Here is a 26840-nt window from a genome sequence, read left to right as displayed (position 1 = left end):
CTCTGCGCATGGAACTAGACGCACACCACGCCTCCTTCATCGGAGGTTCCTACGAGTGCCTGAAGACCGCCGCGATCGGTGGAGTGCCGGCGCAGCGGCTGCCGAAGGTCGTCGAAACGGTATCGGAGATGCTGTCGGTCATCGAGAAGGGCGGGCGCGACGCCGTCACGGAGTACTCGCGGGTCCTCGACGGGTGGGGCGGAGGCGACGTCGAGATGGACGCGGACTCGCTGCGCCGGACCGGCGACGCCCTGACGCCGGAACTGCGCGCAGCCCTCGAGGCCGGTGCCGAGCGGACGCGGACGTTCGCCAGCCTGCAGCGCCGGCACCTGCAGGACTTCGAGGCGGAAATGATGCCCGGGGTGGTGGTCGGGCACAGGTACATCCCGGTCCAGCGCGTCGGCGCCTACCTGCCGGCCGGGCGGTTCCCCATCCTCGCCAGCGCCTTCATGACCGTGGGCGTGGCGAAGACGGCGGGCGTGCCCACGGTGATCGCCTGCTCCCCGCCCACCTCCCCGACGGCCGGCAATCCCGCGGTGTTCTACTCCGCCCACCTCTCGGGCGTCGACCGCGCCTTCGTGGTCGGGGGTGTCCAGGCCCTGGCGGCCATGGCCTTCGGGCTGCTGGGCGAGCAGCCGATGGACATGCTCGTGGGCGCCGGCAACGCCTACGTGACCGAGGCGAAGCGGCAGCTCTTCGGGCGGGTCGGCATGGACCTGCTGGCGGGTCCCTCCGAGGTGGCCGTCATCGCCGACGACACGGCCGATCCCGTGATCGTGGCGGCGGACCTCCTCGGCCAGGCGGAGCACGGCCCCCAGTCGCCGGCCGCCCTCGTCACGACGTCACGGGACCTCGCCCTGGCCGTGATCGCCGAGGTGGACCGCCAGCTCGTGGACCTCAGCACGCGTGACATCGCCGGGGCCGCCTGGCGGGACTACGGGACCGTCTACGTCGCCGAGGACAACGCGACCGCCGTCGAACTCATGGACGTGCTCGCCCCCGAGCACCTGGAGGTCATCACCGCTGACGACGACTACTTCCAGCAGAACCTGACGAACTACGGCTCGCTCTTCCTGGGGCCCTGGTCCACCGTCGCCTACTCCGACAAGGGCATCACCGGGACCAACCACGTCCTGCCCACCGGTGGTGGCGCGCGGTCCTCGGCGGGACTGTCCGTGTCGAGGTTCCTGAAGCCCCTCACCTTCCAGCGCATCGATCGTTCCGCGACGATGCAGCTGGCCCCCCTAGTGTCCGAGATCTCCGCCTACGAGGAGATGGAAGCGCATCAGCGCACGGCCGACCTCCGCATCACCCGATTCGGGAACGACTCAGCATCGACCAAGGAGCAACCATGAACAGCAGGCGCGCATTCACGTCCTTCGCAGCCGGTGCACTGGGGATCGCACTCACCCTGACCGCATGCGGCGGTGGGGACTCCGGCGGCAGCGAGGGTGGCGGAGGCGACGGCGAAGCCATCGAGTCGATCACCATCGCCACCTCCAACGACGCTCCCTTCTCCTTCACGGACGACGCCGGCGACCTGCAGGGCATCGACGGCGAGATGATCAACTGGATCGCGGACAAGAAGGGCTGGGAGGTCGAGGTCTTCGTGTCCGAGTTCGCCACCCTGATCCCGGCCATCAAGGCAGGGAAGGCCGACGCCGTCGTCGACGCCATGTACATCACCGATGTCCGCAAGGAAGAGGTGAACTTCACGGACACCTGGTACCAGCAGGGCGAAGGCATGGTCGTCCCGGGAGACTCCACCATGACCAGTCGCGACGACGCCAAGGGCACCGTGATCGGCGTCCAGACCGGCACCACCTTCATCGAGCTGGCGGAGTCGCTGGAGCCGGAGGAGATCAAGTACTTCGACTCCCAGGCCGCCCTGCTGACGGCGGTCGAGAACAAGCAGGTCGACGTCGTCTTCACCGACGCCGCCGTCGTCGCCTACAGCCTGGTGCAGAACCCCAACGACGCCATCAAGATCGTCGACCCCTACGAGCCCTACTTCCCCGGCCTGATCGGTGCCGCGGTGCCGAAGGAGAACACGCAGCTGCTGGAGGAACTCAACTCCGGCCTCGCCGAGCTGAAGGCGTCCCCGGACTACATGGAGATCCTGACGAAGTACGGTCTGACCGAGAGCAACGCCGTCGACTGACCGTCCCGTCCCGTTCCACCGAGGTTGAGAGGAAGGTCCGGTCATCGAGTTCATCCAGAGCACGCTCAGCTACTTCCCGCGCCTGCTGGCAGCCGCACCGATCGTCATCCAGCTCGCCCTGGGGGCGATGGCCCTGGCGCTCGTCCTCGGGCTGCTGCTGGCACTCGCGCGGATCTCGAAGTCGAAGATCCTGCGCGGCATCGGCCTGGTGTACATCGAGGTCATGAGGGGCACGCCCCTCCTGGTCCAGCTCGTCTACATCTTCTTCGTCCTGCCCGCCATCGGGGTGAACATCGATCCGGTCCCGGCGGGGATCCTCGGCCTGGGCCTGAACTATGCGGCCTACCTGTCGGAGGTTTTCCGTTCGGCGATCCTCTCCGTCGAGGCCGGCCAGACGGAAGCCGCCCTGTCCCTCGGCTACACGCCCGGCCAGGCGCTGTGGAAGGTCGTCCTGCCGCAGTCCTTCATCGTGTCGCTGGGGCCGATCGGCAACTACTTCATCGCGATGGTGAAGGACACGGCCCTGACGTCGGTCATCGCCGTGACCGAGATCCTGAAGACCGCGAACGTCATCAACGCGCAGACGTTCGAGACGACGCAGGTCTACACGGCGGCCGCCTTGCTGTACCTGCTGATCAGCCTCCCGCTGTCCCGCATCGTGAGTGCCCTGGAGAAGAGAGCGAGGGTCCATGTCTGACGAAGTGATCGTGAGTGCGCGGGACGTCCACAAGACGTTCGTGGTGACCAAGACCCCGAGCCTGCTGCAGCGCCTCCGGGGGCAGCGGCGGGAGGTCAATCGGATCGAGGTCCTGAAGGGCGTGGACCTGGACGTCCACAAGGGCGAGACCGTCGTCATTCTCGGCTCCAGCGGGTCCGGCAAGAGCACCCTGCTCCGCTGCATGAACAAGCTCGAGACGATCGACGACGGCCGGATCCTGGTCAACGGCCACCTCGTGGGATACGAGGAGCGGGACGGGAAGCTCGTCGACGAGAAGGCGTCCATCACCGCGCGGAAGCGGACCGACCTCGGCATGGTCTTCCAGCAGTTCAACCTGTTCCTGAACAAGACCGCCCTCGGCAACGTGATGGCACCCCTGCAGGACGTCAAGAAGATGTCCCGGGACGAGGCGCAGCAGCACGCGCTCGACAACCTGAAGAGGGTGGGGCTGCTCGACCGGAAGGACAACTACCCGTCGAGGCTGTCCGGAGGTCAGAAGCAGCGCGTCGCGATCGCCCGCGCCCTCGCCATGGATCCGAGCGTCATGCTGTTCGACGAGCCGACGTCGGCCCTCGACCCGGAACTGGTGGAGGAGGTGCTGGCGGTGATCAAGGCGATCGCCGCCCAGGGCACCACGATGGTGATCGTGACCCACGAGATGCAGTTCGCGCGGGACATCGCGGACATCATCGTGGTCATGGACCAGGGCGTCATCGTCGAGAAGGGGACGCCCGACGAGGTCTTCTTCCGGCCGAAGCATCCGAAGACCTACGCGCTGCTCCGGCGGTCGGGGCTGACCGTGGAACCTCCCGGGACGGCCTAGCACCCGGGCACCGGAGTTCCCTCCCGCTGTCTGGCCGCGACCGGGCGGGCGGCGTAAACTCGTAAGCCACCTGATGTTTCGGGTGCAGAGGCGGAATCGAAGGAGATCGGCATGGGCATCAGCAACATGGTCAAGAACGCAGCGGGCCGCTACCTGGGCAGGTCGGGAACCGGCACCACACCCACCACCGGTCGGACGCGAGGCGGCGGGATGAACGCCGGACGGCGCGGCACGCCGATGCCGTCGGGCAAGGTGGGCGGCATCCTCCGCAACCTGCTGAACCGGAGGTAGTAGCCGGGCCCGGGCGCTTCCCCAGGGAATAGCGCCCGGGCCCGCCGCCGTTCTACCGGACATGCAGATAGAGATCTGGTCCGATGTGAAGTGCCCGTGGTGCTACGTGGGCAAGCGCCGTTTCGAGAAGGCCCTCGCGACTTTCCCGCACAGGGACAGAGTCGAGGTGACCTGGAAGAGCTACCAGCTCGACCCGGACCTGCCCGACCACTACGAGGGCACCGAGCAGCAGTACCTCGCCGAGCGCAAGGGCATCGCCCCCGAGCAGGTCACGCAGATGTGGCAGCACCTGGCGCAGCAGGCCTCGGGTGAGGGCCTGGACTTCGACTTCGACCGCATCGTGGTGGGCAACAGTTTCACCGCGCACCGCTTCCTGCACCTCGCCAAGTCCCGGAGTCGGGGCGACGCGGCCAAGGAAGCCGTGATGTCCGCCCACTTCGAGAAGGGGCTGGACACGTCCGACGTCGATGTCCTCGTCTCCCTCGGCACGGGCATTGGCCTCGACGAGGCCGAGATCCGCGACACCGTCGCCGGTGACCGCTTCGCCGACGACGTGCGCCGGGACATCGAGGAGGCCCGCACCCTCGGCGTGCAGGGCGTGCCGTTCTTCGTCGTCGACCGCAAGTACGGGATCTCCGGCGCCCAGCCGACCGAACTGTTCCGCCAGGCTCTCGACCAGGCCTGGCAGGAGTCGCACCCGCTGGTGTCCCTCACGCCGTCGGCCGACGGACCGGCGTGCGGTCCCGACGGCTGCTAGCGGTCCACACCGGACGACGGCGGCCGCGCGGCCACCGTCGCAGCGGCCGTCAGCGCCGCGAGGAGCCCCGGGCCATCCTCTTCAGGTCGTCCTGCACGCGCGCTAGTTCCCGCTGACGCTGGAGCTGCAGTTCGTCGGCGCTCGGCTGATGGGGCCGAGCCGGCTCGGGCTCGGGCAGGGGCGGCGCATCCGCCTCGTCCTGCAGGGGGTCGAAGAACAAACCGTCGCGGTGCATGAAACCTCTTCCAGCTGTCGGTAGCTGTCCCCGACACTAGCGTGGCCGTGTTTCCGGCTTTTTTCGTACCGCTCGGAGGTCAACCGGCTCCGGAGAGGCGCGCGACCACCGCTCCGCCGTCGTCGAACCGGGTGATGGCCCATCCGATGCCGCCCACCGCGTAGAGCGAGACGGGCACCAGCAGGCACCACTCCCGGACCGACCCCGCATTGCCGAGGAGCGGTACCGCGATATTGCCGTTCGGCCGCCACACCTGCGCGATGACCGGCAGGCCCGCCAGGCTCCGCGGCCGCCGGATGCGGAACGGGTACACGGGATTGCAGCCGCCGGTGGTCAGCATGTCGCCGAGGATATGGACCACGACGCCGATGCCGACCGCGAGCGGGAACCAGAACTGCTCCTCGGGGGCGAACGCGGTGACGAACGCACCCGCGGTCAGCCCGACGGCCCACGGCGAGCGACGCATGCTGTCGGGGATGATCTTCAGGGCCTTCGCCGCGAAGGACACGAGCAGGACCGTGAGCAGCCCCGCACCGGGATAGATGGTGCCGAAGTCGGTGGTCCCGACCGTCCAGAGTCCGGCGACGAACGCCACGGCGACGAACGCGGCCACGCCGAGCAGGGAGTGGGTGCCGCGGCGATGGCCGCCGGAGATCGCGCCGACACCGGCGCAGAACAGGTTCGACAGCGGCGGCAGGGAATGGGCGATCGTGGCGCTGTGGTGGTCGGCGTCGGGCAGCAGTGCCGCGCCCGCGGTGACCAGTGCGCCGGTGACGACGCCGACCGGGCTGACATCGAGCAAGCCGAACCCGAGGGTGACCGACTCGGGCAGCGCCGACAGCAGGAGGCCCGGATGCACGTCGATCCGGGTGGTGGCGGCAACCCAGGCGGCGGCGCCGCAGGCAGCATGGTGGGCGCCCATCATGGCGGGGAGTCCTTTCGGTGAGACCACGCCGGGCCGCGGGGAGCGGCCGGCGGTGAAATCCCATCCTGACGCGTGCCACCGTCATTCCTGGAACCGCTGCGGGAAGCGCTAGTGCGGGCGGTCCTGCCGCGTCCGCGCACCGCGCGGCGTGCCGGCCGACCGCAACCAGGCCTCGGCGTCGTCGCCCGTGCCGGTGGGCAGGTCGATCTTCTCGAGGCGCTTCTGGTAGCTCGCCGTGATGTCCCGTTGGATCCGCAGGCGGGCCTCGTCGCCCGGGAGGGCACGGCCTCCCGCGATCCGGTCCGTGATCTCGATCCGCCGCGCATAGGAATCGGCGATGCGCGCCGCGAGATCGTCGAGCTGCGCCGACTGCGGCTGGTGCGTGGTGGGCGCGGGTGAGCCGAGCACCCGACGGCGGATCCTGGTGACGATCTTCATGGTGCTGACCCCGCTGCTGATCCGGGTCTGCCGCACCCCGTTGTCCGGCGGACCCAGGCGCCGTCGCCGACGCCTGTCCGGCAACACTATCGGAATGACGCCGGACCGTCATCGGTTTCACGAAGTATGTCCCTTCTCTTCACCGGCCTGTCCGTCCTCGACCGCGCACAATCCCGGCTCGGTACTCCCGAGGCGGAGACCCTCCAGCGGGTCGTCGAGCGCGCGCGGCAGGCCGAACGGCTCGGCTACCGTCGGTTCTGGGTGGCGGAGCACCACGGTGTGCCCGGCATTGCCGGGTCGGTGCCCGCGGTGCTGGCGGCGGCCGTCGCGTCCCGCACGACGGCGATCCGCATCGGTACGGGCGGCATCATGCTCCCGAACCACCAGCCCCTGGTCGTAGCCGAACAGGCCGCCACGCTGAATGCGTTGTTCAGCGGTCGCTTCGACCTCGGCATCGGGCGCTCGCTCGGCTTCACCCAGGCCGTGCGGACGGTGCTGCGGGCAGGCAGGGAGGAAGCGGACCGGTTCGAGCAGGACATCGCCGAACTGCTCGCCTTCCTCGGCGGCACGGCGCCGGTCACCGCGCGCCCGCAGGATGGCGGGCGCACGCCCGTGTTCGTCCTGGCCACCGGCCAGGGCCTGGACATCGCGGCACGGGCCGGCCTCGCCGTCGTGCTCGGCGGGCCCGCCCTGTTCCGGAACGGCAATGCGGCGCTCGAGCGGTACCGCACCGCCTTCCGCCCGTCACCGTGGTGGGAGGAACCCCACGTGACGGTGTCCGTCAACGTCGCGGTGGCGGCCACGACGGCGCAGGCGCGGCAGCTGCTCCTGCCCGAGGCCCGTGCGCTCGCCGTCTCGCGGACCCGGGGCTACTTCCCGCCGCTCGAGGCCGCCGGCGACGAGCCCCTCTCCGCGCGGGAGGAGGGGTACGTCGCCGAATCGCTCGCGACCGCCGTGTACGGGACGCCCGGCGAGGTGTCGCGGCAGCTCATCGACCTGCAGGCGCGGACGGGCGCCGCCGAGCTGCTCGTCGCCGGTGGCGCGTTCGACCTCGAGGGGCAGGCGGCGTCGGACGAGCTGCTGGCGGAGCTGGCAGCGGCCTAGGCCGTGCCGGATCCCGCGACGACGGCGCCGCCCGGGAGTCGAGCTGCTGCGCTGCTCCGCTCCAGCGACGCCCTTGCCCGTCCCCCGGAGGGGATGTCCACCGCCACGCCGATTAGTAAGCATGCTTGCTATAACGTGGGCGCCGCTCCTACCCTGAGGTTCACCCGCTCCTCGCGGCCGATACCGACGACAGGACTCCGCATGCTCACGATGAACGACCTCGACCCGCTGCTCAGGCACCGCAGCACGGTGGTCACCGGCGAGGGGGACAAGGTGGGCACGGTGGGCGTGGTGTACCTCGACGATGCCGATGACCGGCCGTCATGGGTGACCGTCCACACGGGCCTCTTCGGGACCCGGGAGTCATTCGTGCCCCTCGAGGGTGCATCCGTGCACGGGCGCGACCTCGTGGTGGCCTACCCGCGCGACCTCATCAGGCACGCGCCGTCCGTCGACCGCGACGGCCACCTCAGCCCCGAGGACGAGGCTGCGCTGTACCGGCACTACGGGCTGCGCGGAGCGGCTCCGGTCCCTCGGTTCGCCGCCGCTGAGCCGGTAACCGAACACGCTGCCGTGCGTACGACGACGCCGGCAACCGAACACGCCGCCGACGAGGCGGCGACCGAACACGCCGCCACGCGCACGACGACGCCGGGAACCGAATCCGCCGTCGCCGGGCCGGCAACTGAACATGCCGCCGCCGAGCCGGCGACCGAATCCGCCGCCGCGCGCACGACGACGCCGTCGGCCGCTCCGGAGGCTGCTCCGGGGGCCGCTCCGGACGCGGCGACGGGGGAGACCGCAGCACGCGCGATGCACACGGCAGGAACGTCCGACGCGACACCGGCGCCCACGACCGCCCGGACGCAGGGTGGGACGCACACGCATGACGAGGGCGGCACCCCCTGGGTGGTCCGCTCGGAGGAACGACTGCGCGTCGGGACCGAGCAGTACGAGGCCGCCCGCGTGCGTCTCCGGAAGTACGTCGTGACCGAGGAGGCCACGATGACCGTCCCGCTGAAGCGGGAGGAGATTCGGATCGAGGTGGAACCCATCTCGTCGCCCGTGCGCCTGGAGGCCGAGGGCGTACCGTTCCAGGAGCAGTCCGTGGAACTCGTGGCACACGAGGAACTCGCCGTCCTGAGCAAGGAGACGGTGCCCGTCGAGCGCGTGAGCATGAGGACGGTCGAGGTGGCCGGCAGGACCACCGTGCGGGAGGAGGTGCGCAAGGAGCGCATCGCCAGCAGCGCGGACGGGGCTGCGTCGGTCGGCAGGGGCCGGGGGCTCGGTTCCTCCAACCGTGGAACCACCGCCGGTGCGGATGCCGACGCGTCGACGAGGATCGCGACGAACAGCACGAACGCGCTCCTGAAGGGAAGGAAGAAGCGGCGCTGACGCGGGTCTTCCGGTGGTCCCGGACCGTAGGGTGGACTGCATGGGAGCCACGCAGGACGACGCCGCACTCTTCGCCGCCTACCAGGGCACCTTCTCGGAGGCTCCCGGGTATCTGAACTTCGCGAGCTTCGGCCCGCCGTCGACCGCCGTCCGCGACCACGTGGCGCACCTCATGGAGACGGCCGGAGAGGCAGCCGTCGGCGCGAGCAGCACGCTCGAAAGCGAGGACAAGCGGGCGCGGGAGGCCTTCTCACGGCTCAGCGGATTCCCGCTCGAACGGGTGGGGCTGACCGGCAGTACCTCGCTCGGCCTGTTCCAGGTGGCCTTCGGTCTGGCCTCCGGCACGGTGCTCGTCGGCGCCGGTGAGTTCCCGTCCAACACCTATCCCTGGCTGCGCACCGGGGCGGCGGGCCGTGCACGCGTCGACCTGATGGGGGAGCCCGGCACCCGGGTGACCCCCGACGTCGTCGCCCACCGGCTGACGGACGACACCGTTGCCGTGAGCGTCAGCGCCGTCGACTTCCGCACCGGCTACCGGGCCGATCTCGCCGGGATCCGCGACGCGATCGGCCCCGACCGCCTCCTCGTGGTCGACGGCATCCAGGGGTTCGCTGTCGCCGATCTGGAATGGACACTCGCCGACGTGCTGATCGCCGGCGCGCAGAAGTGGGTGCGGGCCGGCTGGGGCGTGGCCGGGATCGCGATGTCGCCACAGGGCCTCGAGCGCATCGAGCCCCTGCTCGCCGGCTGGACGGGGGTCGCCGACGCTCGACGGTACGACGGCGAGGAGCACGCGCCGCTGCCGGGGGCCGGGCGCTTCTCCATCTCGAACCTGTCCCCGTACGCGACCGGGGCGTTCGCGGAGGCCCTCGAACTGATCGAGCCGGTGGGTGTGCCGGCCATCGAGGGCATCATCGCGACGCACGCGGGTGCCCTGATCGACCAGCTCGACGCCGCAGGGGTGCCGGTCCTCTCGCCCCGGGAGCGGGAGGACCGGGCGGGGATCGTGGTCGCGGGCCTTCCGGGGCGGGCGGCCGAAGCGCACGCGGCGCTCGCCGCCGCCGACATCTCGGTGACGCTGCACGGGCCGGACCGCATCCGCCTCTCGGTGCACGCGACGACCCGCTCCGAGGTCCTCGGCGAGGCGGCGGGGGTGCTCGCGGATTTCGTCTGAGGGCGGGGTGCCACAGGTGCCCGGGCTCGTCCGCGGGTGCGCGCTCACGGTCCGCCGCGGGCCCTGCACTATAGGGCGTGCCGTCCCGGTATGCCAGAGCACACCAGAGAGATGGTTCATAGAACGCAACCGACCTCCGAAGTGTCCCCGGGCGGTGCTAGCGTCCCTGCCAGAACATGTGACCTAGGCAACATGTTCGTAACCTCGGGCACCTAACCTGAGGGTGTTCTGCATCAGCTGGGATATTTCACTAAGGAGAACCCTTGAATCTCACACCTCGTACCCGGGGGCTGCGGTGCGCGATGGCGCTCGCCGTGACCAGCGCCGTCGTGCTCGCTCCCGTGAGCGCACAGGCCACCACCGGCACCGCGGCGGACGCACCGACCGCGACGTCGTCCTTCACCTCCTCGCCCAGCGCCGACGGCTCGGCCGCGAAGCTCGACGACCGTTCCGACCCTGCGGCCGAGGAGCGCCGCGACCTCAACCAGCAGGGCCTGGCGAAGGTCCTCTCCGGAGAGGCCAAGGTCGAGGACCGCGGCGGCTCGAAGGCCGTCAAGGTCGCTCCCGGCCAGTGGGCACAGTACGGCCTGCAGGACAGCGACCAGATCCTGTCCTTCCTCGTCGATTTCGGCGACAAGATCGACCCGCGCTTCCCGACCTCGACGGCAGGCCCGACGCACAACGCCATCAAGGAGCCGAACCGGGCGGTGGACAACTCCACCTACTGGTCCGACACCTTCGACCGCGAGCACTACCTCGACATGTTCTTCAGCGAGGAGGGCGAGTCGCTGAAGGGCGTCTACGAGGAGATGTCCAGCGGCCGGTACACGGTCGACGGCGACGTCAGCGACTGGGTGACCGTGCCCTACAACTCGGCGAGCTACGGCGAGACCGAGAGCCAGGCGGACATGACCCGCTTCGTGCAGGACACCGCGAACGCCTGGTACGACTCGCAGGTCGCGGCCGGCAAGACCGCAGCCGAGATCGACGCCTACCTCGCGACGTTCGACCAGTGGGACCGCTACGACTTCGACAAGGACGGCGACTTCGACGAGGCCGACGGCTACATCGACCACTTCCAGGCCATCCACGCGGGCGAGGGCGAGGAGGCAGGCGCGGCGTCGTCCGCCATCTGGTCCCACCGCTGGGCCGTCGGCCAGGCGGGCCGCGGCACGTCCGGCCCCGCGGCCAACCCCTTCGGCGGCATCAAGATCGGCGATTCCGACATCTGGATCCGCGACTACACCACGGAGCCCGAGAACGGCGGCCTCGGCGTCTTCGCGCACGAGTACGGTCACGACCTCGGCCTGCCCGACCTGTACGACACGAGTGGCGGCGAGAACGGCACCGGCTTCTGGACGCTCATGAGCTCCGGTTCGTGGCTCGGCCACGGGGACGGCTCCATCGGCACCACCCCGAACCACATGGGTGCCTGGGAGAAGCTGCAGCTCGGCTGGCTGGACTACGACGTCGCCACGGCGGGCGTGAAGTCCACCCACAAGATCGGCCCCTCGTTCCACGCCACGAAGGCCCCGCAGGCAGTCGTCGTGAACCTGCCCAAGGACGCGGCCGGCAAGAACCGCTTCTACATCGCCGAGAACCGCGTGTACGCGGGCTACGACGCGACGCTCGCCACCGGCCCGTACAACTTCGGCTGGGGCGTCACCGCGCCGGACACCGTGGAGCACTACGCGTACCAGGACGGCCTGAGCGTGACCTACTGGAACACCGCGCAGACCAACAACAACACGCGCCAGCACCCGGGCGCCGGCCTGGCCCTGCCGGTCGACGCCCACCCCAAGGCGCTCACCTGGTCGGACGGCACCGTCGTGCGCAACCGCATCCAGAGCTTCGATGCCACCTTCGGCAAGCAGGCGACGGATGCGCTGAACCTGCACCGCGAGACCGCGGCGGGCATGACCACGCTCACGGCGCCCTCGCAGCCGGGCGTCGCCGTCTTCGATGACACCGACCCCAACGCCTACTACGACGCCACGAACCCGCAGGGTTCCGTCGTCGTCGCCGGCACCGGGACGAAGATCGAGGTCGTCCAGTCCAACTCGACGGGCATGCTGACCCTCCAGGTCCGCTAGCCCCGTAAGCCACACACAGAAGGAGCCGGGAGATCCTCCCGGCTCCTTCTGCATGTTCCTAGTGCGTGTGCCGCTTCCGGCGCGGTTGCGAGACGACGGCGATCCCCAGGGCCAGGGCGACCGCCACCAGGCTCAGGATGCCTGCTGCCACATAACGTGCAGACAGTGCGTCCCCGGTCCGGGCCTCCGCTTCGGCCACCGCGTCCTCGGTCTGCGGCCGGCCCGAGGAGACGTCCGGTCCCGTCACGACAGGGCCGGTGACCGGATCGATCCGCGTCGGCGACAGTGCGGGCGCTTCCATCCCGCCGACTCCGCCGGCGTTGTCGCCGGGGACCACGACCGGTGCGGGCGACGACTCCGTGGACGATTCCGGCGGTGCCGTACTGCTGCCCGACGCCGACGCGCGCGGGGACGGCGAAGCAGGGGTCGCACCCGGCTCGGGCTCGGTGCTCGCCACCGTCGGCTCCGGCTCGGGCGGGGCGACGGGAGACTCGGACGGCGCGGGTTCTGCGGCCGGAGGATCGACCGTCGGCGTGGGCTCCCCCGCGGGTTCCGTTCCGGGGAGTGTGCCCGGATCGGCCGGCGGCGGAGCCGGGTCCGTCACCACCGGTTGTCCGGGTACGACCGTCGGCGGTGCGATGGCCTCCTCCGGACCCGGAGTGGCCGGGACCAGCGGGTCCACCTGCGCTGCGGGCAGGGTCATCGGCATCGCGGACTGCGCGGGAGCCGGTCCGGCCGCGGCGAGCAGGAGTCCGCCGCCGAGGGCCAGGGCTGTGAGTGCGGTGGGGGCGCGGATGGCGGAGTCTTTCAGGAGGTGGGGGAACGACGGCGGGAAGGGCAGGGCCTTCCGAAGCATGCTGACTGTCAGTTTCTACCCTACGCCGGGGCGCGAGCCGTGCCCATCCCGGTCGGCGTGCCGTTCATCGCTTGCCAGGGTTCGACGGGATCGTTCAGGAACCCGCGGCGCAGAGCGTCGCGGTCGCGGCCGGCAGTGCGGGGCGGAAGACGAAGAACCGGTAGGCCACGTAGCGGAAGACGTTGCCGAGGAGGACCCCGACGACGTTCGCCGAGATGTTGTTCGCCAGGGGGCTCGTCAGCCCGAGGAGGTAGTGGGACACGACGAGGCAGGCGGCGGCTATGCCGAGCCCGACGAGGTTGGTGAGGGCGAAGAGGATCGCCTCCTCGCGCTTCGGCCGTCCCGCGAACGCGCGGAAGGTCACATAGTGGCTCCCGAGCCACGAGACGCCGGTGGCCAGCGCCACCGAGACGACCTTCGAGGTGATGGGCCCGACGCCGAAGCCGAGGGCGAGGATGTTGAACACCGAGATGTCGACGAGGAAGGCCACCGTTCCCACGGCGGCGAAGGATCCGAGCCTCTGCAGGGCTTCGCGCACGGTCTGTGTCCTTTCCTCGACAGCAGTCCATTCTACTCTTAGGTTGCCTAAGCAACTGGCGATCGGTGGAGAGACATGGCGCACAGCGGCGGGTCAAGGCGTTCCTCCACCCCGGGGCCCCTCGCCCACGCTGGCTAGCATGAAAGCGCCCCATCACCCATCACGGAGGACCCATGAACGAGACCATGCTCGCCGGAAGGCTCAACGTCAGCACCGGGACCTTCGAGGTCAGGGAGGTGCCGGTACCCGTCCCCGGGCCGGGGTTCGTCCGGATCCGGGTGCAGGCTGCCGGTGTGTGCCTGTCCGACGTCCACCTCATCGAGGGACTGCTCAAACCGCTGCACCTGCAGGGCGACGAGGTCACCCTGGGGCACGAGGTCGCCGGCAGCGTCGACCTGCCGGGCGACGGGGTCGAGGGCTGGGCCGAGGGTGACCGCGTGGTGCTGCAGGCGGGGTACGAGTACAAGGGCGTCACCCTCACCATGGGCGTCGACTACGACGGCGGCTGGGCCGAATACGTGGTGGTGCCCGCCGGAGTGCTGGTGCCGTTGAGCGCGGACTTCTCCTACGAGCAGGCCTCGATCATCCCCGATGCCGTCTCGACGCCCTGGGCCTCGATCGTGTCCACCGGCAAGGTCCGTGCCGCGGAGGCCGTGGGGGTGTGGGGTGTCGGCGGGCTCGGTGCCCACGGCGTGCAGTTGCTGCGCATGGTGGGTGCCGCCCCGATCATCGCCGTCGACCCGCTGCCCGAGGCACGCGAGCGGGCGCTCGCCTTCGGCGCCGATGTGGCGCTCGATCCGCGCGCCGACGACTTCTCGGCCGCCATGGCCGCCGCGACCGCCGGGCGCGGTCTTGACGTCGCCTTCGACTTCGCAGGCGTGGACGCCGTGCGCGCCCAGGCCCTCGCCAGCCTGGGACTGCAGGGCCGGCTCGTGCTGGTGGGACTGAGCGGCAACCCGATCACCGTCTCCGACAGCACCGCCTTCTCCTACACGCGCAAGCAGGTCCGCGGCCACTACGGGTCGGAGGCCCACCACGTACCGCAGCTCGTGGCGCTCACCGAGCTCGGGCGCCTCGACTTCGCCCGGTCCATCAGTGACACCCTTCCGCTGCGTGATGCCGCAGCCGCCGTCGCGCGCCTCGAGCGCAAGGAGGGGAACCCGATCCGCCTGGTGCTGGTGCCCTGAGCCGACCGCATCTGCGCGCTAGTGCGCGACGGTGCTCCTGCGCACGATGAGCGAGGGCTCGAGGGTGATGCGGCGGTGTTCATGGGTGCGGGGATTGTCGATCTCGTCGATGAGTAGCCGCAGGGCCTCCTCGCCCATCTCGTGGCCCGGCTGGCTCACCGTGGACATGGGGATGGCGGCCTCGGATGCGAACTGGTTGTTGTCGTAGCCGATGACGGCGACATCGGACGGTACGGTGACCCCGGCGTCCGTGAGTTCGTGGATGAGTCCGGCCGCCAGCTGGTCGGCCGGAGCGAGGATGCCGTCGGGAATGGCGCCGTCCTCCAGGAGCTGCCGCCCGATCGAACGGCCGCTGGCGCTCTTGAGGTTGCGGCTCGGGATCACCTGGAGGGTTACTCCGTTCCCGCGTTCCCGCACGGCGCGCTGTGCACCCTCGCGGCGGGCGTTCACGGCGTGGAGGTCGCTCGGCCCGCCCGCGAAGAGTAGGCGGGTGCGCCCCAGGTCCATGAGGTGCGTGGCGGCGAGGTATCCGCCGTGCTCCTCGTCGACCACCACGCTGCAGCAGTCGGTGCGGTCCCCCGCGTAGTTCACGAGCACGATGTTGCGGCCGTGCCTCCGCACGCGATCCACGCCGTCGAGACCAGCGTCGAGCGGTGCGAGGATGATGCCGGCGACACGGGCCTCGTCGAAGATGTCGAGGTAGGACTCCTGCTTCTCGAACGTCACGTCGCTGTTCGCCAGGAGCAGGGAGCGCCCCGCCGAACTGGCCGCCCGCTCGGCACCCCGGGCGATATCCACGAACAGGGAGTTGCCCACATCGGTCAGGATGAGCCCCACCGTGTTGCTCCTCCCCGCAGCGAGCGACCGCGCGGCATCGTTGCGGACGAACCCGAGTTCGTCGATGGCGGCCGTGACACGGGCGATGGTCTTCGCCGACACGATCTCCGGCTTGTTCAGCACGTGCGAGACGGTGCCGAGCGAGACCCCGGCGAGGCGTGCGACGTCGTTCATGCTGGGGGCAGCGGACAAGTCATCGCTCGCTGGCTGGACGGCTGGCACGGCACCTCGATCGGAGTTCGCACGGGGGACCATCCCGGAACGGGATGGCGATTCGGGCAGGGTATCCCTATGGTAGGCGACCCCTAGCGCGCCGCAGCCAGCTGGACGAACGTGTGCGTACCGGACCCGACGGATACGGGGGCCCGGCCCGGGAGGTCGACGACACCGGTGGAGCCGGTGGGCACCGTTACCTCCACCGACAGGTTGCCTGCCTCGAGCGTCCAGGTGATCGACGCCGAGCCGTAGGGGGTCTCGTGCCGGGCGCTCGCAGAGGTCAGCCCGCCTCCCGGGCGCGGCCGGAACAGGATGCTGCGATACCCCGGGGCGGCCGGCGCGAGACCGGCGACCACGCGGTGCATCCAGTCGGCCACGGCGCCGAGCGCGTAGTGGTTGAACGAGGTCATGTTGCCGGGATTGATGGAACCGTCGGGCAGCATGCTGTCCCACCGTTCCCAGATGGTGGTCGCGCCCTGCCCCACGGCATACAACCAGGACGGGCATTCCTCCTCCAGCAGCAGGGCATAGGCGGTTTCGACGTCGTCGACACTCGTGAGGGCGTCGGTGACGAGCGGGGTCCCGGCGAACCCGGTGGCGATCCGGTTCCCCGCGTGGCCCACGAGTTCCGCCAGCCGCTCGCCGCCGCGGCGCCGCTGCTCCTCGGTGGGAGCGAGCCCGAAGGCCAGGACGAGTGCATACGCCGTCTGCGCGTCGCTGACGACACGGCCGGACGGGGAGATGAACTCGCAGGCGAAGGCGTCACGCACCTTCCGTGCGAGCTCACGGTACTGGAGCTCGTCGGCGGTATGGCCCAGAACGCTGGCGATCTCGGCCAGGTGCTGGGTCGACCAGGCGAAGTACGCGGTCGAGACGAGGTAGCGGTCGGTCGTGGCGTCGGCCGGATCATGGGGCGGCGCAGCGGGATCGAGCCAGTCCCCGAGCTGCATGCCGGTGTTCCAGAGATACGAGTCCCCCGCACGAGCGGCCATCAGGTCCACCCAGGCCTTGGCGCTGGTGTACTGGGTGGCCAGGACGCCGGTGTCGCCGAAGCGCTCGTACAGCTTCCAGGGGGTCAGGACGGCGACGTCCCCCCAGACCGCACCGGGCTGGATGGGCGTCCACTCCTCGCCGCCGGGGATCACGGGCACGTACCACGGCACCGTCCCGTCCTCGAGCTGTTCGGCGGCGACGTCCTTGAGCCACGAGCCGAGCATGCCGGAGCAGTCGTAGAGGAACGTGGCGGTCGGGGCGAAGACCTGCAGGTCGCCCGTCCAGCCCAGCCGCTCGTCGCGCTGCGGGCAGTCGGTGGGGATGTCCACGAAATTGCCGCGCATGCTCCAGCGGACGTTCTCGTGCAGGCGGTTGACGCCGTCGTGCGAAGTCTCGAACCAGCCCGTGCGCTCCATGTCCGTGTGGTAGACGCGGGCGGTGATGGCGGTCATCGGGTCCTCACCCGTCCAGCCCGTGAGTTCGGCGTACCGGAAGCCGTGGATGGTGAAGCGTGGTTCCCACTCGGCGTCGTCGTCGCCGGCCGCGATGTAGGCGTCGGTCGCCGCCGCGCCGCGCAGCGGTCGCGTGCCCAGTTCGCCGTCCTCCAGGACCTCCGCATGGCGCAGGCGGATCTCCTGTCCGCGCGCGAGGCCCGACAGGCGGAGCCGGAGCCGGCCCACGAGGTTCTGCCCGAAGTCGACAAGGGTCTTGCCCGACGGGGAGGTGGTCACCGCGACCGGCGGGAGTTCCTCCGTGCAGCGGACGGGTGGACCGTCGGGTGCCACCAGGGTCGCGGGATCCCGCGGCATGACCCGCACGGGCGTCCATGCTGCGTCGTCGAACCCGGGAGCGGACCAGTCAGCCGGCATCTCGCGCGCGTCATAGTGCTCACCCTCGTACAGCCCGGTGCTGAGGATCGGTCCGAACCCCGCACGCCACGTCTCGTCCGTTCCGAGCACCGTGGTGGAACCGTCGTCGTGCGTGATGTGCAACTGGGCCAGCAGTGCGATGTCACTCCCGTACAGGTTCGGGTAGCCGCCATGGAAGCCGAGGCGTCCGCGGTACCAACCGTCGGCGAGCCATGCGCCGATCGCGTTGCTGCCGGGCACCAGTGCGTCGCTCACGTCATAGGTGGCGTAGCGCAGGCGCCGGCCGTACACCGTCCAGCCCGGCGCGAGTGCCTCGTTGCCGATCCGCTGCCCGTTGATCTCCACCTCGTAGAGCCCGTGGGCGGTGACATACAGGCGTGCCTCGCGGACGGGCTTCTCGAGGGAGAAACCGCGGCGGAGGAGGGGAGGGCGGCGCAGCGCCTCCGGGTCCTCGTCCCATTTCGGTGCCACGGCGCGCGCTGTCCAGTCCGTCGGGTCGAGCAGGCCGGTCTCGGCGGTGGCGGCGGGGCTCCACGCGCTCGGTTCGACGTCGTCGGCCCCCCACACCCGGACGCGCACCGTGACGGCCGTCCGTGACGGGAGGTCGCCTGCAGGCCAGGGCACCAGGACCGACTCGGGGGACGTGACGACCACGGACGACCACGTGTCGGTGCCGCGGACGACCTCGATCTCGTACCGCTGCTGCACCCAGCCGGGCTCCGCCCGTGTCTTCCAGCTCAGTCGGGGCCGCCGCTCGCCGATCCCGAGGGGCTCCCGGTGGTGCTCGAAGGAGACAGGGCTGACGGTGGTTGGCATGGGAGATCCTTTGGTGGTGGCCACCGGGGTGGCGAAAGCGGGTGCTGCACAGCGGGGGGGGGAAGGGGTCAGCCCTTGACGGAGCCGGCGGCCAGGCCCTTCATGACGCGCTGGTTGAGGAAGAGATAGATGGCCAGGGTGCCGAAGACGTTGATGCAGATAGCGGCGAACAGCGGACCGTACTGCACTGCTCCGAACTGCCCGGTGAAGTTGAGCAGGCCGACCTGGATGGTGCTGAGGTCGCTGTTGTTCGCGAAGGTCAGGGCGATCAGCAGGTCGTTCCAGATGAAGAAGAACTGCACGAGCGCCACGGTGAAGACCGCGTTGCGGACCATCGGGAACCCGATCGAGAGAAAGGACCGGATGATGCTCGCGCCGTCCAGGGTCGAGGCCTCGAACACCTCGCGAGGCACGGCGCGGAAGTAGGTGGCCATCATGAACACCGTGAGCGGAAGGCCGGTGGCGGTGTAGGTGATGATGAGGGGCCACAGCGTCCCGGTCAGGCCCGCATTGAAGTACGCCGAGAAGAGGGGGAGCAGGATCATCTGGCCCGGCACCATGATGCCCGTCAGGAAGATCAGCAGGACGCCGTTGCGCCCCTTCCACACCATGACCTCCAAGGCGAAGCCGGCGGCCACGCCGAGCACGATGATCAGCGCCAGCGACGGCAGCGTGGCCATGAGCGAGTTCGCCACGAAGACTGCGATGTTGCCGGTGGTCCAGGCCTCTATGTAATTGTCGAAGTTCAGCGACCCGGGCAGGGACCAGACCGGATCGTTGAGGAACTCCTGCTGCGTCTTGAACGAGCCGAGCACCAGCCACAGCAGCGGATAGAGCTCGACGACGAGTAGCAGGGCGATCAGCAGGTGGACGGGAACCTTTGCGAGGCGTTTGCCGGCGCGGGAGCGCGAGCGATGCGGCTCCTGGCGCTGCATCGCCTCGAGCGGGGCCTTGCGGGCGGGTACCTGGGTGCTCATGGCTCAGTCCTTGGTGAGGTCGCGGCGCGAGGACCGGAAGATGAAGATGGTCACGATGAGGCACAGCAGCGTCAGCAGCAGGGCGATCGAGCTGCCGTACCCGTAGTCGCCGAAGGCGAAGGAGGTGCGGAACATGTACAGCGTCAGCGGGGTGGTCGAGGACCCGGGGCCGCCGTTGGTCAGCGCCACGATGGAGTCGAAGACCTTGAGGGTGCCGTTGATGCTGAAGATGATCGAGGACAGCAGGACGGGCATGGACAGCGGGAGCACGATGCTCCTGATGAGCCGCCAGCCGGTGGCGCCGTCGAGCCGCGCCGACTCGAGCATGTCCTCCGGGATGTCCACGAGGCCCGCGTACAGCAGCACGGCGTAGAAGCCCATGGACCGCCAGATGTCCATGAGGACGATGACCCAGAAGGCGCTCGACGCGTTGCCGAACCAGTCCACCGATTCGATGCCCACACCGTTGAGCAGGCTGTTCACGAGCCCGTTCTGCGGGGCGATCTCGAACATCTTCTGGAACAGCAGGGCCACGGCGACGGTCGGCAGGACCACGGGGAAGAATACGAGCGTACGGATGATGTTCGAGGACTTCTTCAGGATGAACACGTACATCAGCGAGAGCAGGTAGCCCATGACGATCTGCCCCACGGTGATCACGACGGCGTAGCGGACCGTGAAGGAGAGTGCCGTGCGGACCTCGGGATCGGTGAACAGCCGCGTGAGGTTGTCCGTACCGGCGAAGGTGAATCCCGAGATCGCATTGCCGCTGAAGAAGGTGTAGCCCATCGACCAGAAGATGGGGACGAGCATCACCAGGGAGTACACCAGCAGCGCTGGGCCCAGGAGGATGACGAGGGCTTTCTTGTCGCCCAGTACTGACTGCATGGTGGTCCTTTGGTCTACGTCTGCCGACCGCTCCTTGCTGCGGCCCGCGAGAGAGCGGTGGTAGAAGCGTGGGGGAGGGGTGGGCCCCCTCCCCCACGCGGCGGCCCTACTTGAGGGCGGACTGGACCGTGTCCATGAACTGCTCGGGGCTCATGCTCCCGGTCACCAGCGGCGCGGCGTTGGTCTGGCTCGCCGTCGTCGCCTGGGTGCCGAAGAGGGCCTCGAACCAGAGGACGCTCTCGCTCGTGTCCGAGATGGTCTGCTGCACCGTCTGGGTGAGCGGGTCGACGTCGACCTCCTCGTTCACCTTGAAGCCCGAGATGGAACCCTGGTTCGCGAGAGCCGAGCTGCCGTAGTTCTCGGTGATGCACTTCAGCCACTCACCGGCCTGCTCGTTGTAGGCCTTCTCGGAAATGGCCATGGGCAGGCCCACGTTGGCCGCGTACTGGTTCTCGATACCGGCGCCCCCTTCGACCCGGGGGAACGGCATGAAGCCGATGTTGTCGAGGCCGATCTGGTTGGCTGCCTCGTCGTTGAAGTTCGCGAGGACCCAGCTGCCCATGTAGAGCATGCCAGCCTCACCGTTGAGGAACTGGTTGATCGCGGTGTCGTAGTCGATCGATCCGACGCCCTCACCGAAGTAGCCCTTCTGCCCGAGGTCGGCGACGGCTGCTGCGGCCTCGACGTACTCGGGGTCGGTGAGCTTCGCCTCGCCGTCGGCGACCTTCTGCAGGGCGTCCTTGCCGAGGTCGCTGAACAGGTAGCCGCTGATGAGGCGGGTGAGCGGCCACCCCTGCTCGCCCGACGCGGAGAGGGGCGTGACGCCGGAGGTGTCGAGGGTGTCGGCGGCCGCGACGAAGTCGTCCCAGGTCTGCGGCACCTCGATCCCGTTGTCCGCGAAGAGCTGCTTGTTGTACCAGATGCCCTCGACGTTGTACTGGTAGGGCAGGACGTTGAAGCCGCCGTACAGGGCCTTGATCGTGTCGATCGCTGCGGGCTCCACCTGGTCGAGCACGCCGAGGTCGGTCAGGGTCGCTTCCAGGTCGAGGACGTTGCCGGAGGCCGCCAGCTCCTTGGTCAGTGCGGGAGCGTTGCCGGCCGCGTACTGGAGGGGGAGGGCGTCCTGCCCTGCCAGCAGCTGGAGCTGCTGGTCCAGGTTGGTCTGGGGCACCGTGTCGACCTTGAGGGGCATCGCGTCCGCGGCGGTCTTGCACTGGTCGCCGGCGAGGGTTTCCAGCTCGGTGGGGATGGTGGTGTTCTCGACATTGGTGAGGAAGGAGAATTCTCCCGCCCCTGCTTCACTGCCTCCGCCGTCGCCCGAGCTGCCTGCTCCGCAGGCGGTCAGCAGGAGCGATGCAGTGCTGAGTCCTACGCCCAGGAGCAGCATCCGGTTCTTCCTCCGCATGGTGGCCACGTTTTCCTCCTTGAAAGTGTGCGCCCCGTTTTGAAGCGTTTCAATTATCGAGAGTAGGGCTGCCAGGCAGGTGTGTCAACTGTCACAGTCGAAAGTTTCGTTCCTCCGGCAGGCCACGCCCTCGAGTGCCTCGTCGACGCCGTTGAACGCCTGCCAGGCCGCGGCAGGGGCCCGCTCGTTCAGGGTCGACGGGCGGCCCTCGCGTGGATCATGGCAGAGTTGCCGTGGCCTCAGCCCAGCAGCGACCGCTCGTCCAGGCGATGGTAGGACCGGTTGTGGTAGACGAGCGGCGCGACGTCGTCGTCCGCGCCCTGTTCGATGGACAGGACCTCGGCGGCCAGGATCATGGAGCCGCCCACCGATAGCCGGTGCAGGATGCGGCAGCGCAGGGCCCACGGCGCGTCGGTCAGGAGCGGCTCGCCCGAGGGGAGGGGATGCCAGTCCACGGCTCCGCCGAAGCGGTCGGCGCCCCGGGCCGCGAAGAGGCGGGCGATGCCGAGTTGGTCGGCGCCGAGCAGGTGCACCACGAGGGTGTCCGCCTGGACCAGGGCTGCGGCCGACGACGACGCCGTCGAGACCGAGAAGGCGAGCACGGGCGGTTCCGCCGAGACGGACGACACCGAGGATGCCGTCAGGCCGACCGGGCCCTCGGGGCCCTGCGCTGTGAGGACGGCGATGCCCGCAGGGTGGGCCCGGAACGCGTCCTTGAAGAGCTCGGCGGTGGGGAGGGCGTGACCGGTGGGGGCTGTCATGCCTTTCACGCTAGGACCTCAACAATGGTTGAGGTCAAATCCGCGGTTCAGGGGTCGAGGAGGGTCGAGCGGATGCCCTTCGAGCCGGCCGCGTCGTCCGGATTGACGAATCCGCAGGTCGCGAGCGAGAGGCAACCGCAGCCGATACAGCCTCCGAGCCTGTCCCGGAGGTGCTCGAGCTGGGCGATGCGCTTGTCGATCTCCTGCTGCCATGCGGCGGACAGCCGCTGCCAGTCCGCCTGGTCCGGCACCCCGTCCCTGGGCAGTTCCGCGAACGCCGTCGCCACGGTGGAGAGCGGGATCCCGGCACGGTGGGCTGCCGCGATGACGGCGACCCGGCGGAGGACGGAGCGGTCGTACCGGCGCTGGTTGCCCGAGGTCCGGCGGCTGTGGATGAGGCCCTGGCGTTCGTAGAAGTGCAGGGCGGAGACGCTCATGCCGCTGCGCGCAGCCAGTTGTCCTACGGAGAGGTCCTGATCGGGCACGGAACCTTCCTTCCTGCTCGGGCGGAGACGTTACTGCGCGGCGTCGTGCACGGCGTTCGGACCGCGATGAGTGGATCCGGCGGCGTGTCGCCCCGCGACACGCACTTCGCCCCCAAAAGCCGTGCACGACGCCGCAGCGACAGCAATCGAGGCGCTACGAAACTCGGCACGACGCCGCGGCGGCGGTCGACGCGCTACGCGCCCAGCAGCTCCCCGACGTACTGCTTCAGCGGCGTGGTCGGGCGGCCGATGATGCGCGACAGGGTGCCGTCGCTGTCGGCGAGCAGCCCGGCGGCGATGTTCGCGTCGAGTGCCGCGGCGAAGCCGGCCGAGCCCTCGTCGACCCCCAGGCCCGTGAGGGCGGCGACGTGCTCGTCGGTGGACACGTTGTTCACGGTGACGGGAGTGCCGGCGAGCTCCGAGACGGTGGCAGCGAGTTCGTCGGCGTTCCAGGGCTCGTCACCGCCGAGTTCGAGGATCTCACCGGTGTACTGATCGGACAGCAGCACGACGGCGGCCGCCTCCGCGTAGTCCCCCCGCGTCGCGCTGGCGATCCTGCCGCTCCCGGCGCTCGTGAGGATGGTCCCGGTCGAGGCGGCCTGGCGGATCGTGTCGTCGTAGTTCTCGGTGTACCAGTTGTTGCGCAGCACGGTGTAGGTCAGCCCGGAGCCCTCGAGCAGCCCCTCGGTGGCCTTGTGTTCGGGCGCCAGGACGAGGTCCGACGTCGAGGCCTTCGGTGCGCTCGTGTAGACCAGTTCGGCATCCACCTTGCGGGCGGCGTCGATCACGGCCTTGTGCTGCACGGAGCGCCGGCCCACCTCGTTGCCGGAGATGAGGAGGATCTTGTCCGCGCCCGCGAAGGCGGCGTCGAGCGTCGACGGGTCGGCGTAGTCCACGCGCACCGTGCGGACGCCGTGCGTGGCGAGCTCGGCCAGGGCTGCCTCGTTGCGGCCGCCCGCGACGACGGTGGACGGGTCCACCCCGCGTGCCAGCAGCTGCTCGACGACTCGGCGGCCCAGGTGTCCCGTGGCTCCGGTGATGACGATGGTCATGTGTCCTCCTGTTCGTGCACCTTTTCGGTGCGTCTACAGGCGGTAACGAGGCGGATGGGCAAAGACTTCCCGGGCGCGCTGCGCCGGGTTACCCCACTGCAGGTTTCGTGCTCCTGGCGGACCGGATCCGGAAGCACGTGGACAGGAGCCTCGGCGAGGCGGTAGGACTGCTGGAGGGGCTCGTACCGCAGCCGCCGGACCCGACAGCGAAGGATCGCATCCTTGGACGAGCACGCGAGCCACGAGAAGGCGGGCGACGCGCCCACGACGACCGGCCGGCCCCGCCTGAGGGTCGGCGTGGTGGGCATCGGCTGGGCCGGACGCCAGCACCTCCGGGCCTACGCGAACAGCGAGGACGTCGAGATCCTCGGCCTGGCCGGCATGGAGCCGGATCTCCTCGCCGAACTGGCGGACGAGTACGGGATCCCGCACGCCGTCGCCCGGTGGGAGGACCTGCTCGCCCTCGACGGGCTCGACGCCGTGAGCGTCGCCGTGCCCACGTTCCTCCACGCGCCGATCACCGTCGCCGCCCTGGACCGCGGACTCCATGTCCTGAGCGAGAAGCCGATCGCCCGCAACGGCGACGAGGGCCAGCTGATGGTCGACGCCGCGCGAAAGGCCGGGCGCGTGCTCGACGTCGCCTTCAACCACCGCCGCCGCGGTGACATCACGGCGCTCAAGCGCATCATCGACGACGGCGAGCTCGGCCGGCCCTACTACGCCAAGGCGTCGTGGCTGCGCCGCTCCGGCATCCCCTCGCTCGGCAGCTGGTTCACCAACCGGGAGATGGCGGGCGGGGGGCCGCTCGCGGACATCGGCGTCCATGTGCTCGACTACGCACTGCACCTGCTGGGCGAACCGGCGGTCCTCTCCGTCTCGGCCTCGACCTACTCGGAGCTCGGGCCGCAGGGCCGGGGCGGCGGGACCTACGGCGCGCAGGGAGCGGGATCGGCCTTCGAGGTGGAGGACTTCGCCTCGGCCTTCCTCCGGCTCGACGGCGGCGCGACGCTCCTCGTCGAGGCCGGCTGGGCGGCCTACCGCCATGCGGACGACCTCCTGGACTTCCGGCTCTACGGGACCGACGGAGGCGCCGAGCTGAGCCGGGTCGGGGGACCGGAGGACGCCGTCGAGTCCCTCCACGTCTATTCCGAGCGCGGCGACTACGTACCGGACGTCGGACCGTCGCTGGGCCATCAGGGCGTGATCGACGATTTCCTCGCCGCGATCCGCGCGGGTGAGTCCGAGTGGGGCCGGCACGACGGCTCCCTGGCCCTCAGCCGCGCCCGGGTCATCGACGCCTGCTACGTCTCCGCAGCCCAGCACCGGGAGGTCCAGCTCTGATGGCGAACGACACGGCGAACGACATGGCGAACGGTACGGCGAACGGCACGGCGCCCGACGTGACCTTCGACGGCAAACCGACGATCGTCGTCTGGAACGAGGGCGTCCACGAGGCCCGGAACGAACCCGTGACCATCGGCGAGATGTATCCCCGGGGCATCCACGGAGCGATCGCCGACTCCCTCGCCCGCTACTTCCCGGGTTCGGACATCACGACGGCGACCCTCGCCGATACCGACCACGGCCTCACCGAGGAGCGCCTCGCGGGCACCGACGTGCTGCTGTGGTGGGGGCACATCGCCCACGGCGACGTGTCCGACGACGTCGTCGAGCGGGTGCACCGCCACGTGCTGGGCGGCATGGGACTGGTGGTGCTGCACTCGGGACACTTCTCGAAGATCCTCACGCGCCTGCTCGGCACCACCTGCTCGCTCATGTGGCGCAACGACGGCGAACGCGAGCTGGTGTGGACGGTCAAGCCCTCGCATCCCATCGCCGCCGGCGTCGACAGCCCCATCGTCATCCCGGAGCAGGAGATGTACGGGGAGCTCTTCGACATCCCCGAACCCGACGACCTGATCTTCATCAGCTCCTTCGAGGGCGGTGAGGTGTTCCGCTCGGGCGTCACGTTCTCGCGGGGCAAGGGCCGGATCTTCTATTTCAGCCCCGGCGACCAGGAGTACCCCGTCTACCACCATCCGCAGATCCAGCGGGTGCTCGCCAACGGCGTCGACTGGGTGGCGCAGCAGGGCGTGCACCGCACCCCTCCGGGCGTGGAGAACCCGGCGCGCGACTGGTTCCTGGCGGACGAGGGGCGGACGAGGGGCGGACGAGGGGCGGACTAGGGGAGCCGCCAGTCCGAGCAGTCGAGGACCCGGTCCGCACGCGGTCCGGAGGCGTCGACGAGGACCGCGTTCGGCTCGTCCACGTGCCGCACCCACTCCTCGGCGGCACGGGGTGATTTGCCGAACCGGACGTGGCGTTCGACGAGCCGGCGACGGCGGACGTCCGGGTCGACGCCGACGAACCAGACCGCGTCCAGGAGGTCCCGTGCCTCGCGCCAGCCGGGCTCGTCGAGCAGCAGGTAGTTGCCCTCCGTGATCACGAGCGACGCGGAGGGTGCGACGGGCAGGGCGTTGGCCAGTGGCTGCTCGAGATCGCGTTCGAAGGACGGTGCGTAGACCGCATGACCCGGGTGGGCACGCAGCCTCGCCAGCAGCGCCGCGTAGCCGTGGGCGTCGAAGGTCTCCGGAGCACCTTTCCGGTCCAGCAACCCGAGGCGCGACAGTTCCTGATCGGCGAGATGGAACCCGTCCATGGGCACCTGCGCCGAGCGTGCCGGATCGAGGGCCGCGAGCGCCGTCGCGACCGTCGATTTGCCCGCTCCGGGCGGGCCGGCGATCCCCAGCAGCACGCGCCCGCCGTCCTGCCGGCGGGGCAGGAGCGGCACGAGGTCCTGCGGTCCGGTGACGACGACCGTCGATCCCATGCCTGCCCTGCCTTCC

Annotated in this window: 27 protein-coding genes; 13 read left to right on the top strand and 14 right to left on the bottom strand. The window is 69.8% G+C overall.

The features are described 5' to 3' along the window. The first annotated feature begins 8 nt into the window (after window positions 1–8). From hisD to AC0Z9V_RS13655, 6 genes are all read left to right on the top strand, one after another. The gene (gene hisD, locus AC0Z9V_RS13680) at window positions 9–1355 is read left to right on the top strand and encodes a histidinol dehydrogenase (protein ID WP_485141830.1); all 1347 of its coding nucleotides are present in this window, start codon (window positions 9–11) and stop codon (window positions 1353–1355) included. After that, window positions 1352–2161, top strand: a complete 810-nt coding sequence (locus tag AC0Z9V_RS13675) for an ABC transporter substrate-binding protein (RefSeq protein ID WP_133080205.1) — start codon at window positions 1352–1354, stop codon at window positions 2159–2161. Before hisD ends, AC0Z9V_RS13675 begins: the two co-directional genes overlap by 4 nt. A 43-nt stretch (window positions 2162–2204) precedes the next feature. Continuing rightward, the gene (locus AC0Z9V_RS13670; protein ID WP_133080206.1) at window positions 2205–2858 is read left to right on the top strand and encodes an amino acid ABC transporter permease; all 654 of its coding nucleotides are present in this window, start codon (window positions 2205–2207) and stop codon (window positions 2856–2858) included. After that, window positions 2851–3702 carry an amino acid ABC transporter ATP-binding protein gene (locus tag AC0Z9V_RS13665; RefSeq protein WP_485141829.1) on the top strand — a complete coding sequence of 284 codons (852 nt, stop codon included), beginning with the start codon at window positions 2851–2853 and terminating at the stop codon, window positions 3700–3702. The genes AC0Z9V_RS13670 and AC0Z9V_RS13665 overlap by 8 nt, the downstream gene beginning before the upstream one ends. Window positions 3703–3813: 111 nt before the next feature. Further along, window positions 3814–3993 carry a hypothetical protein gene (locus AC0Z9V_RS13660; protein WP_133080208.1) on the top strand — a complete coding sequence of 60 codons (180 nt, stop codon included), beginning with the start codon at window positions 3814–3816 and terminating at the stop codon, window positions 3991–3993. A 61-nt stretch (window positions 3994–4054) separates the two neighbouring features. After that, window positions 4055–4750: a DsbA family oxidoreductase gene (locus AC0Z9V_RS13655; RefSeq protein WP_485141828.1), complete on the top strand. Its 696-nt coding sequence runs from the start codon at window positions 4055–4057 to the stop codon at window positions 4748–4750. A 49-nt stretch (window positions 4751–4799) separates the two neighbouring features. Here the strand turns inward: AC0Z9V_RS13655 and AC0Z9V_RS13650 are convergent, their stop codons facing one another. The 3 genes from AC0Z9V_RS13650 to AC0Z9V_RS13640 form a co-directional block, all read right to left on the bottom strand. Then, the gene (locus AC0Z9V_RS13650) at window positions 4800–4985 is read right to left on the bottom strand and encodes a hypothetical protein (protein ID WP_133080210.1); all 186 of its coding nucleotides are present in this window, start codon (window positions 4983–4985) and stop codon (window positions 4800–4802) included. 79 nt (window positions 4986–5064) lie between these two features. After that, window positions 5065–5910 (bottom strand): metal-dependent hydrolase, encoded by an 846-nt coding sequence (locus AC0Z9V_RS13645; protein ID WP_133080211.1) that lies wholly within the window; start codon window positions 5908–5910, stop codon window positions 5065–5067. A gap of 108 nt (window positions 5911–6018) precedes the next feature. Further along, a complete protein-coding gene (locus tag AC0Z9V_RS13640) occupies window positions 6019–6384 on the bottom strand; it encodes a hypothetical protein (RefSeq protein ID WP_133080212.1) in 366 nt (121 codons plus the stop codon). A gap of 90 nt (window positions 6385–6474) precedes the next feature. On the opposite strand from AC0Z9V_RS13640, the gene AC0Z9V_RS13635 reads away from it, so the two are divergent. The 4 genes from AC0Z9V_RS13635 (at window position 6475) to AC0Z9V_RS13620 (ending at window position 12114) form a co-directional block, all read left to right on the top strand. Further along, window positions 6475–7452, top strand: a complete 978-nt coding sequence (locus AC0Z9V_RS13635) for an MsnO8 family LLM class oxidoreductase (protein WP_485141827.1) — start codon at window positions 6475–6477, stop codon at window positions 7450–7452. Window positions 7453–7653: 201 nt separating this feature from the next. Further along, the gene (locus tag AC0Z9V_RS13630) at window positions 7654–8847 is read left to right on the top strand and encodes a PRC and DUF2382 domain-containing protein (protein WP_485141826.1); all 1194 of its coding nucleotides are present in this window, start codon (window positions 7654–7656) and stop codon (window positions 8845–8847) included. A gap of 40 nt (window positions 8848–8887) precedes the next feature. Further along, a complete protein-coding gene (locus tag AC0Z9V_RS13625; protein WP_485141825.1) occupies window positions 8888–10021 on the top strand; it encodes an aminotransferase class V-fold PLP-dependent enzyme in 1134 nt (377 codons plus the stop codon). A 263-nt stretch (window positions 10022–10284) separates the two neighbouring features. After that, window positions 10285–12114 carry an immune inhibitor A domain-containing protein gene (locus tag AC0Z9V_RS13620; RefSeq protein WP_485141824.1) on the top strand — a complete coding sequence of 610 codons (1830 nt, stop codon included), beginning with the start codon at window positions 10285–10287 and terminating at the stop codon, window positions 12112–12114. 58 nt (window positions 12115–12172) lie between these two features. Here the strand turns inward: AC0Z9V_RS13620 and AC0Z9V_RS13615 are convergent, their stop codons facing one another. Both AC0Z9V_RS13615 and AC0Z9V_RS13610 read right to left on the bottom strand, forming a co-directional pair. Then, on the bottom strand, window positions 12173–12970 hold the full coding sequence (locus AC0Z9V_RS13615; RefSeq protein WP_485141823.1) for a hypothetical protein: 798 nt from the start codon (window positions 12968–12970) through the stop codon (window positions 12173–12175). 94 nt (window positions 12971–13064) lie between these two features. Further along, window positions 13065–13508: a GtrA family protein gene (locus AC0Z9V_RS13610; RefSeq protein ID WP_133080217.1), complete on the bottom strand. Its 444-nt coding sequence runs from the start codon at window positions 13506–13508 to the stop codon at window positions 13065–13067. A 173-nt stretch (window positions 13509–13681) separates the two neighbouring features. Here AC0Z9V_RS13610 and AC0Z9V_RS13605 point away from each other — a divergent pair, with 173 nt between their 5' ends. Then, the gene (locus AC0Z9V_RS13605) at window positions 13682–14695 is read left to right on the top strand and encodes a zinc-binding dehydrogenase (protein ID WP_459268776.1); all 1014 of its coding nucleotides are present in this window, start codon (window positions 13682–13684) and stop codon (window positions 14693–14695) included. Between the two features lie 18 nt (window positions 14696–14713). On the opposite strand, the gene AC0Z9V_RS13600 is transcribed toward AC0Z9V_RS13605, so the two are convergent. The 8 genes from AC0Z9V_RS13600 to AC0Z9V_RS13565 all read right to left on the bottom strand — a co-directional run bounded on the left by AC0Z9V_RS13600 (window position 14714) and on the right by AC0Z9V_RS13565 (window position 23994). Beyond that, on the bottom strand, window positions 14714–15706 hold the full coding sequence (locus AC0Z9V_RS13600) for a LacI family DNA-binding transcriptional regulator (RefSeq protein ID WP_133080218.1): 993 nt from the start codon (window positions 15704–15706) through the stop codon (window positions 14714–14716). 131 nt (window positions 15707–15837) lie between these two features. Then, window positions 15838–18426, bottom strand: a complete 2589-nt coding sequence (locus AC0Z9V_RS13595; RefSeq protein WP_485141822.1) for a family 78 glycoside hydrolase catalytic domain — start codon at window positions 18424–18426, stop codon at window positions 15838–15840. Between the two features lie 68 nt (window positions 18427–18494). Next, on the bottom strand, window positions 18495–19403 hold the full coding sequence (locus tag AC0Z9V_RS13590; protein ID WP_485141821.1) for a carbohydrate ABC transporter permease: 909 nt from the start codon (window positions 19401–19403) through the stop codon (window positions 18495–18497). Between the two features lie 3 nt (window positions 19404–19406). Beyond that, complete coding sequence (locus AC0Z9V_RS13585) at window positions 19407–20291, bottom strand: carbohydrate ABC transporter permease (RefSeq protein WP_133080221.1); 885 nt, start codon at window positions 20289–20291, stop codon at window positions 19407–19409. A gap of 106 nt (window positions 20292–20397) precedes the next feature. Beyond that, entirely contained in the window at window positions 20398–21696 is a 1299-nt protein-coding gene (locus AC0Z9V_RS13580; RefSeq protein WP_208741813.1) for an ABC transporter substrate-binding protein, read from the bottom strand. 239 nt (window positions 21697–21935) lie between these two features. Then, complete coding sequence (locus AC0Z9V_RS13575; protein WP_485141820.1) at window positions 21936–22457, bottom strand: flavin reductase family protein; 522 nt, start codon at window positions 22455–22457, stop codon at window positions 21936–21938. Between the two features lie 47 nt (window positions 22458–22504). Further along, window positions 22505–22942 (bottom strand): redox-sensitive transcriptional activator SoxR, encoded by a 438-nt coding sequence (gene soxR, locus AC0Z9V_RS13570; protein ID WP_208739516.1) that lies wholly within the window; start codon window positions 22940–22942, stop codon window positions 22505–22507. Window positions 22943–23136: 194 nt separating this feature from the next. Continuing rightward, window positions 23137–23994, bottom strand: a complete 858-nt coding sequence (locus AC0Z9V_RS13565; protein WP_485141819.1) for an SDR family oxidoreductase — start codon at window positions 23992–23994, stop codon at window positions 23137–23139. A gap of 222 nt (window positions 23995–24216) precedes the next feature. On the opposite strand from AC0Z9V_RS13565, the gene AC0Z9V_RS13560 reads away from it, so the two are divergent. After that, window positions 24217–25335: a Gfo/Idh/MocA family protein gene (locus AC0Z9V_RS13560; RefSeq protein WP_485141818.1), complete on the top strand. Its 1119-nt coding sequence runs from the start codon at window positions 24217–24219 to the stop codon at window positions 25333–25335. Between the two features lie 23 nt (window positions 25336–25358). After that, a complete protein-coding gene (locus tag AC0Z9V_RS13555; protein WP_485141881.1) occupies window positions 25359–26180 on the top strand; it encodes a ThuA domain-containing protein in 822 nt (273 codons plus the stop codon). Here the strand turns inward: AC0Z9V_RS13555 and AC0Z9V_RS13550 are convergent. Continuing rightward, window positions 26177–26824: a nucleoside/nucleotide kinase family protein gene (locus tag AC0Z9V_RS13550; RefSeq protein WP_485141817.1), complete on the bottom strand. Its 648-nt coding sequence runs from the start codon at window positions 26822–26824 to the stop codon at window positions 26177–26179. The two genes, AC0Z9V_RS13555 and AC0Z9V_RS13550, sit on opposite strands and share 4 nt — an antisense overlap. Window positions 26825–26840: the final 16 nt, after the last annotated feature.

The sequence above is a fragment of the Arthrobacter sp. UYP4 genome (genome assembly GCF_057291175.1).
This window is presented reverse-complemented; position numbering and strand designations above follow the sequence as displayed.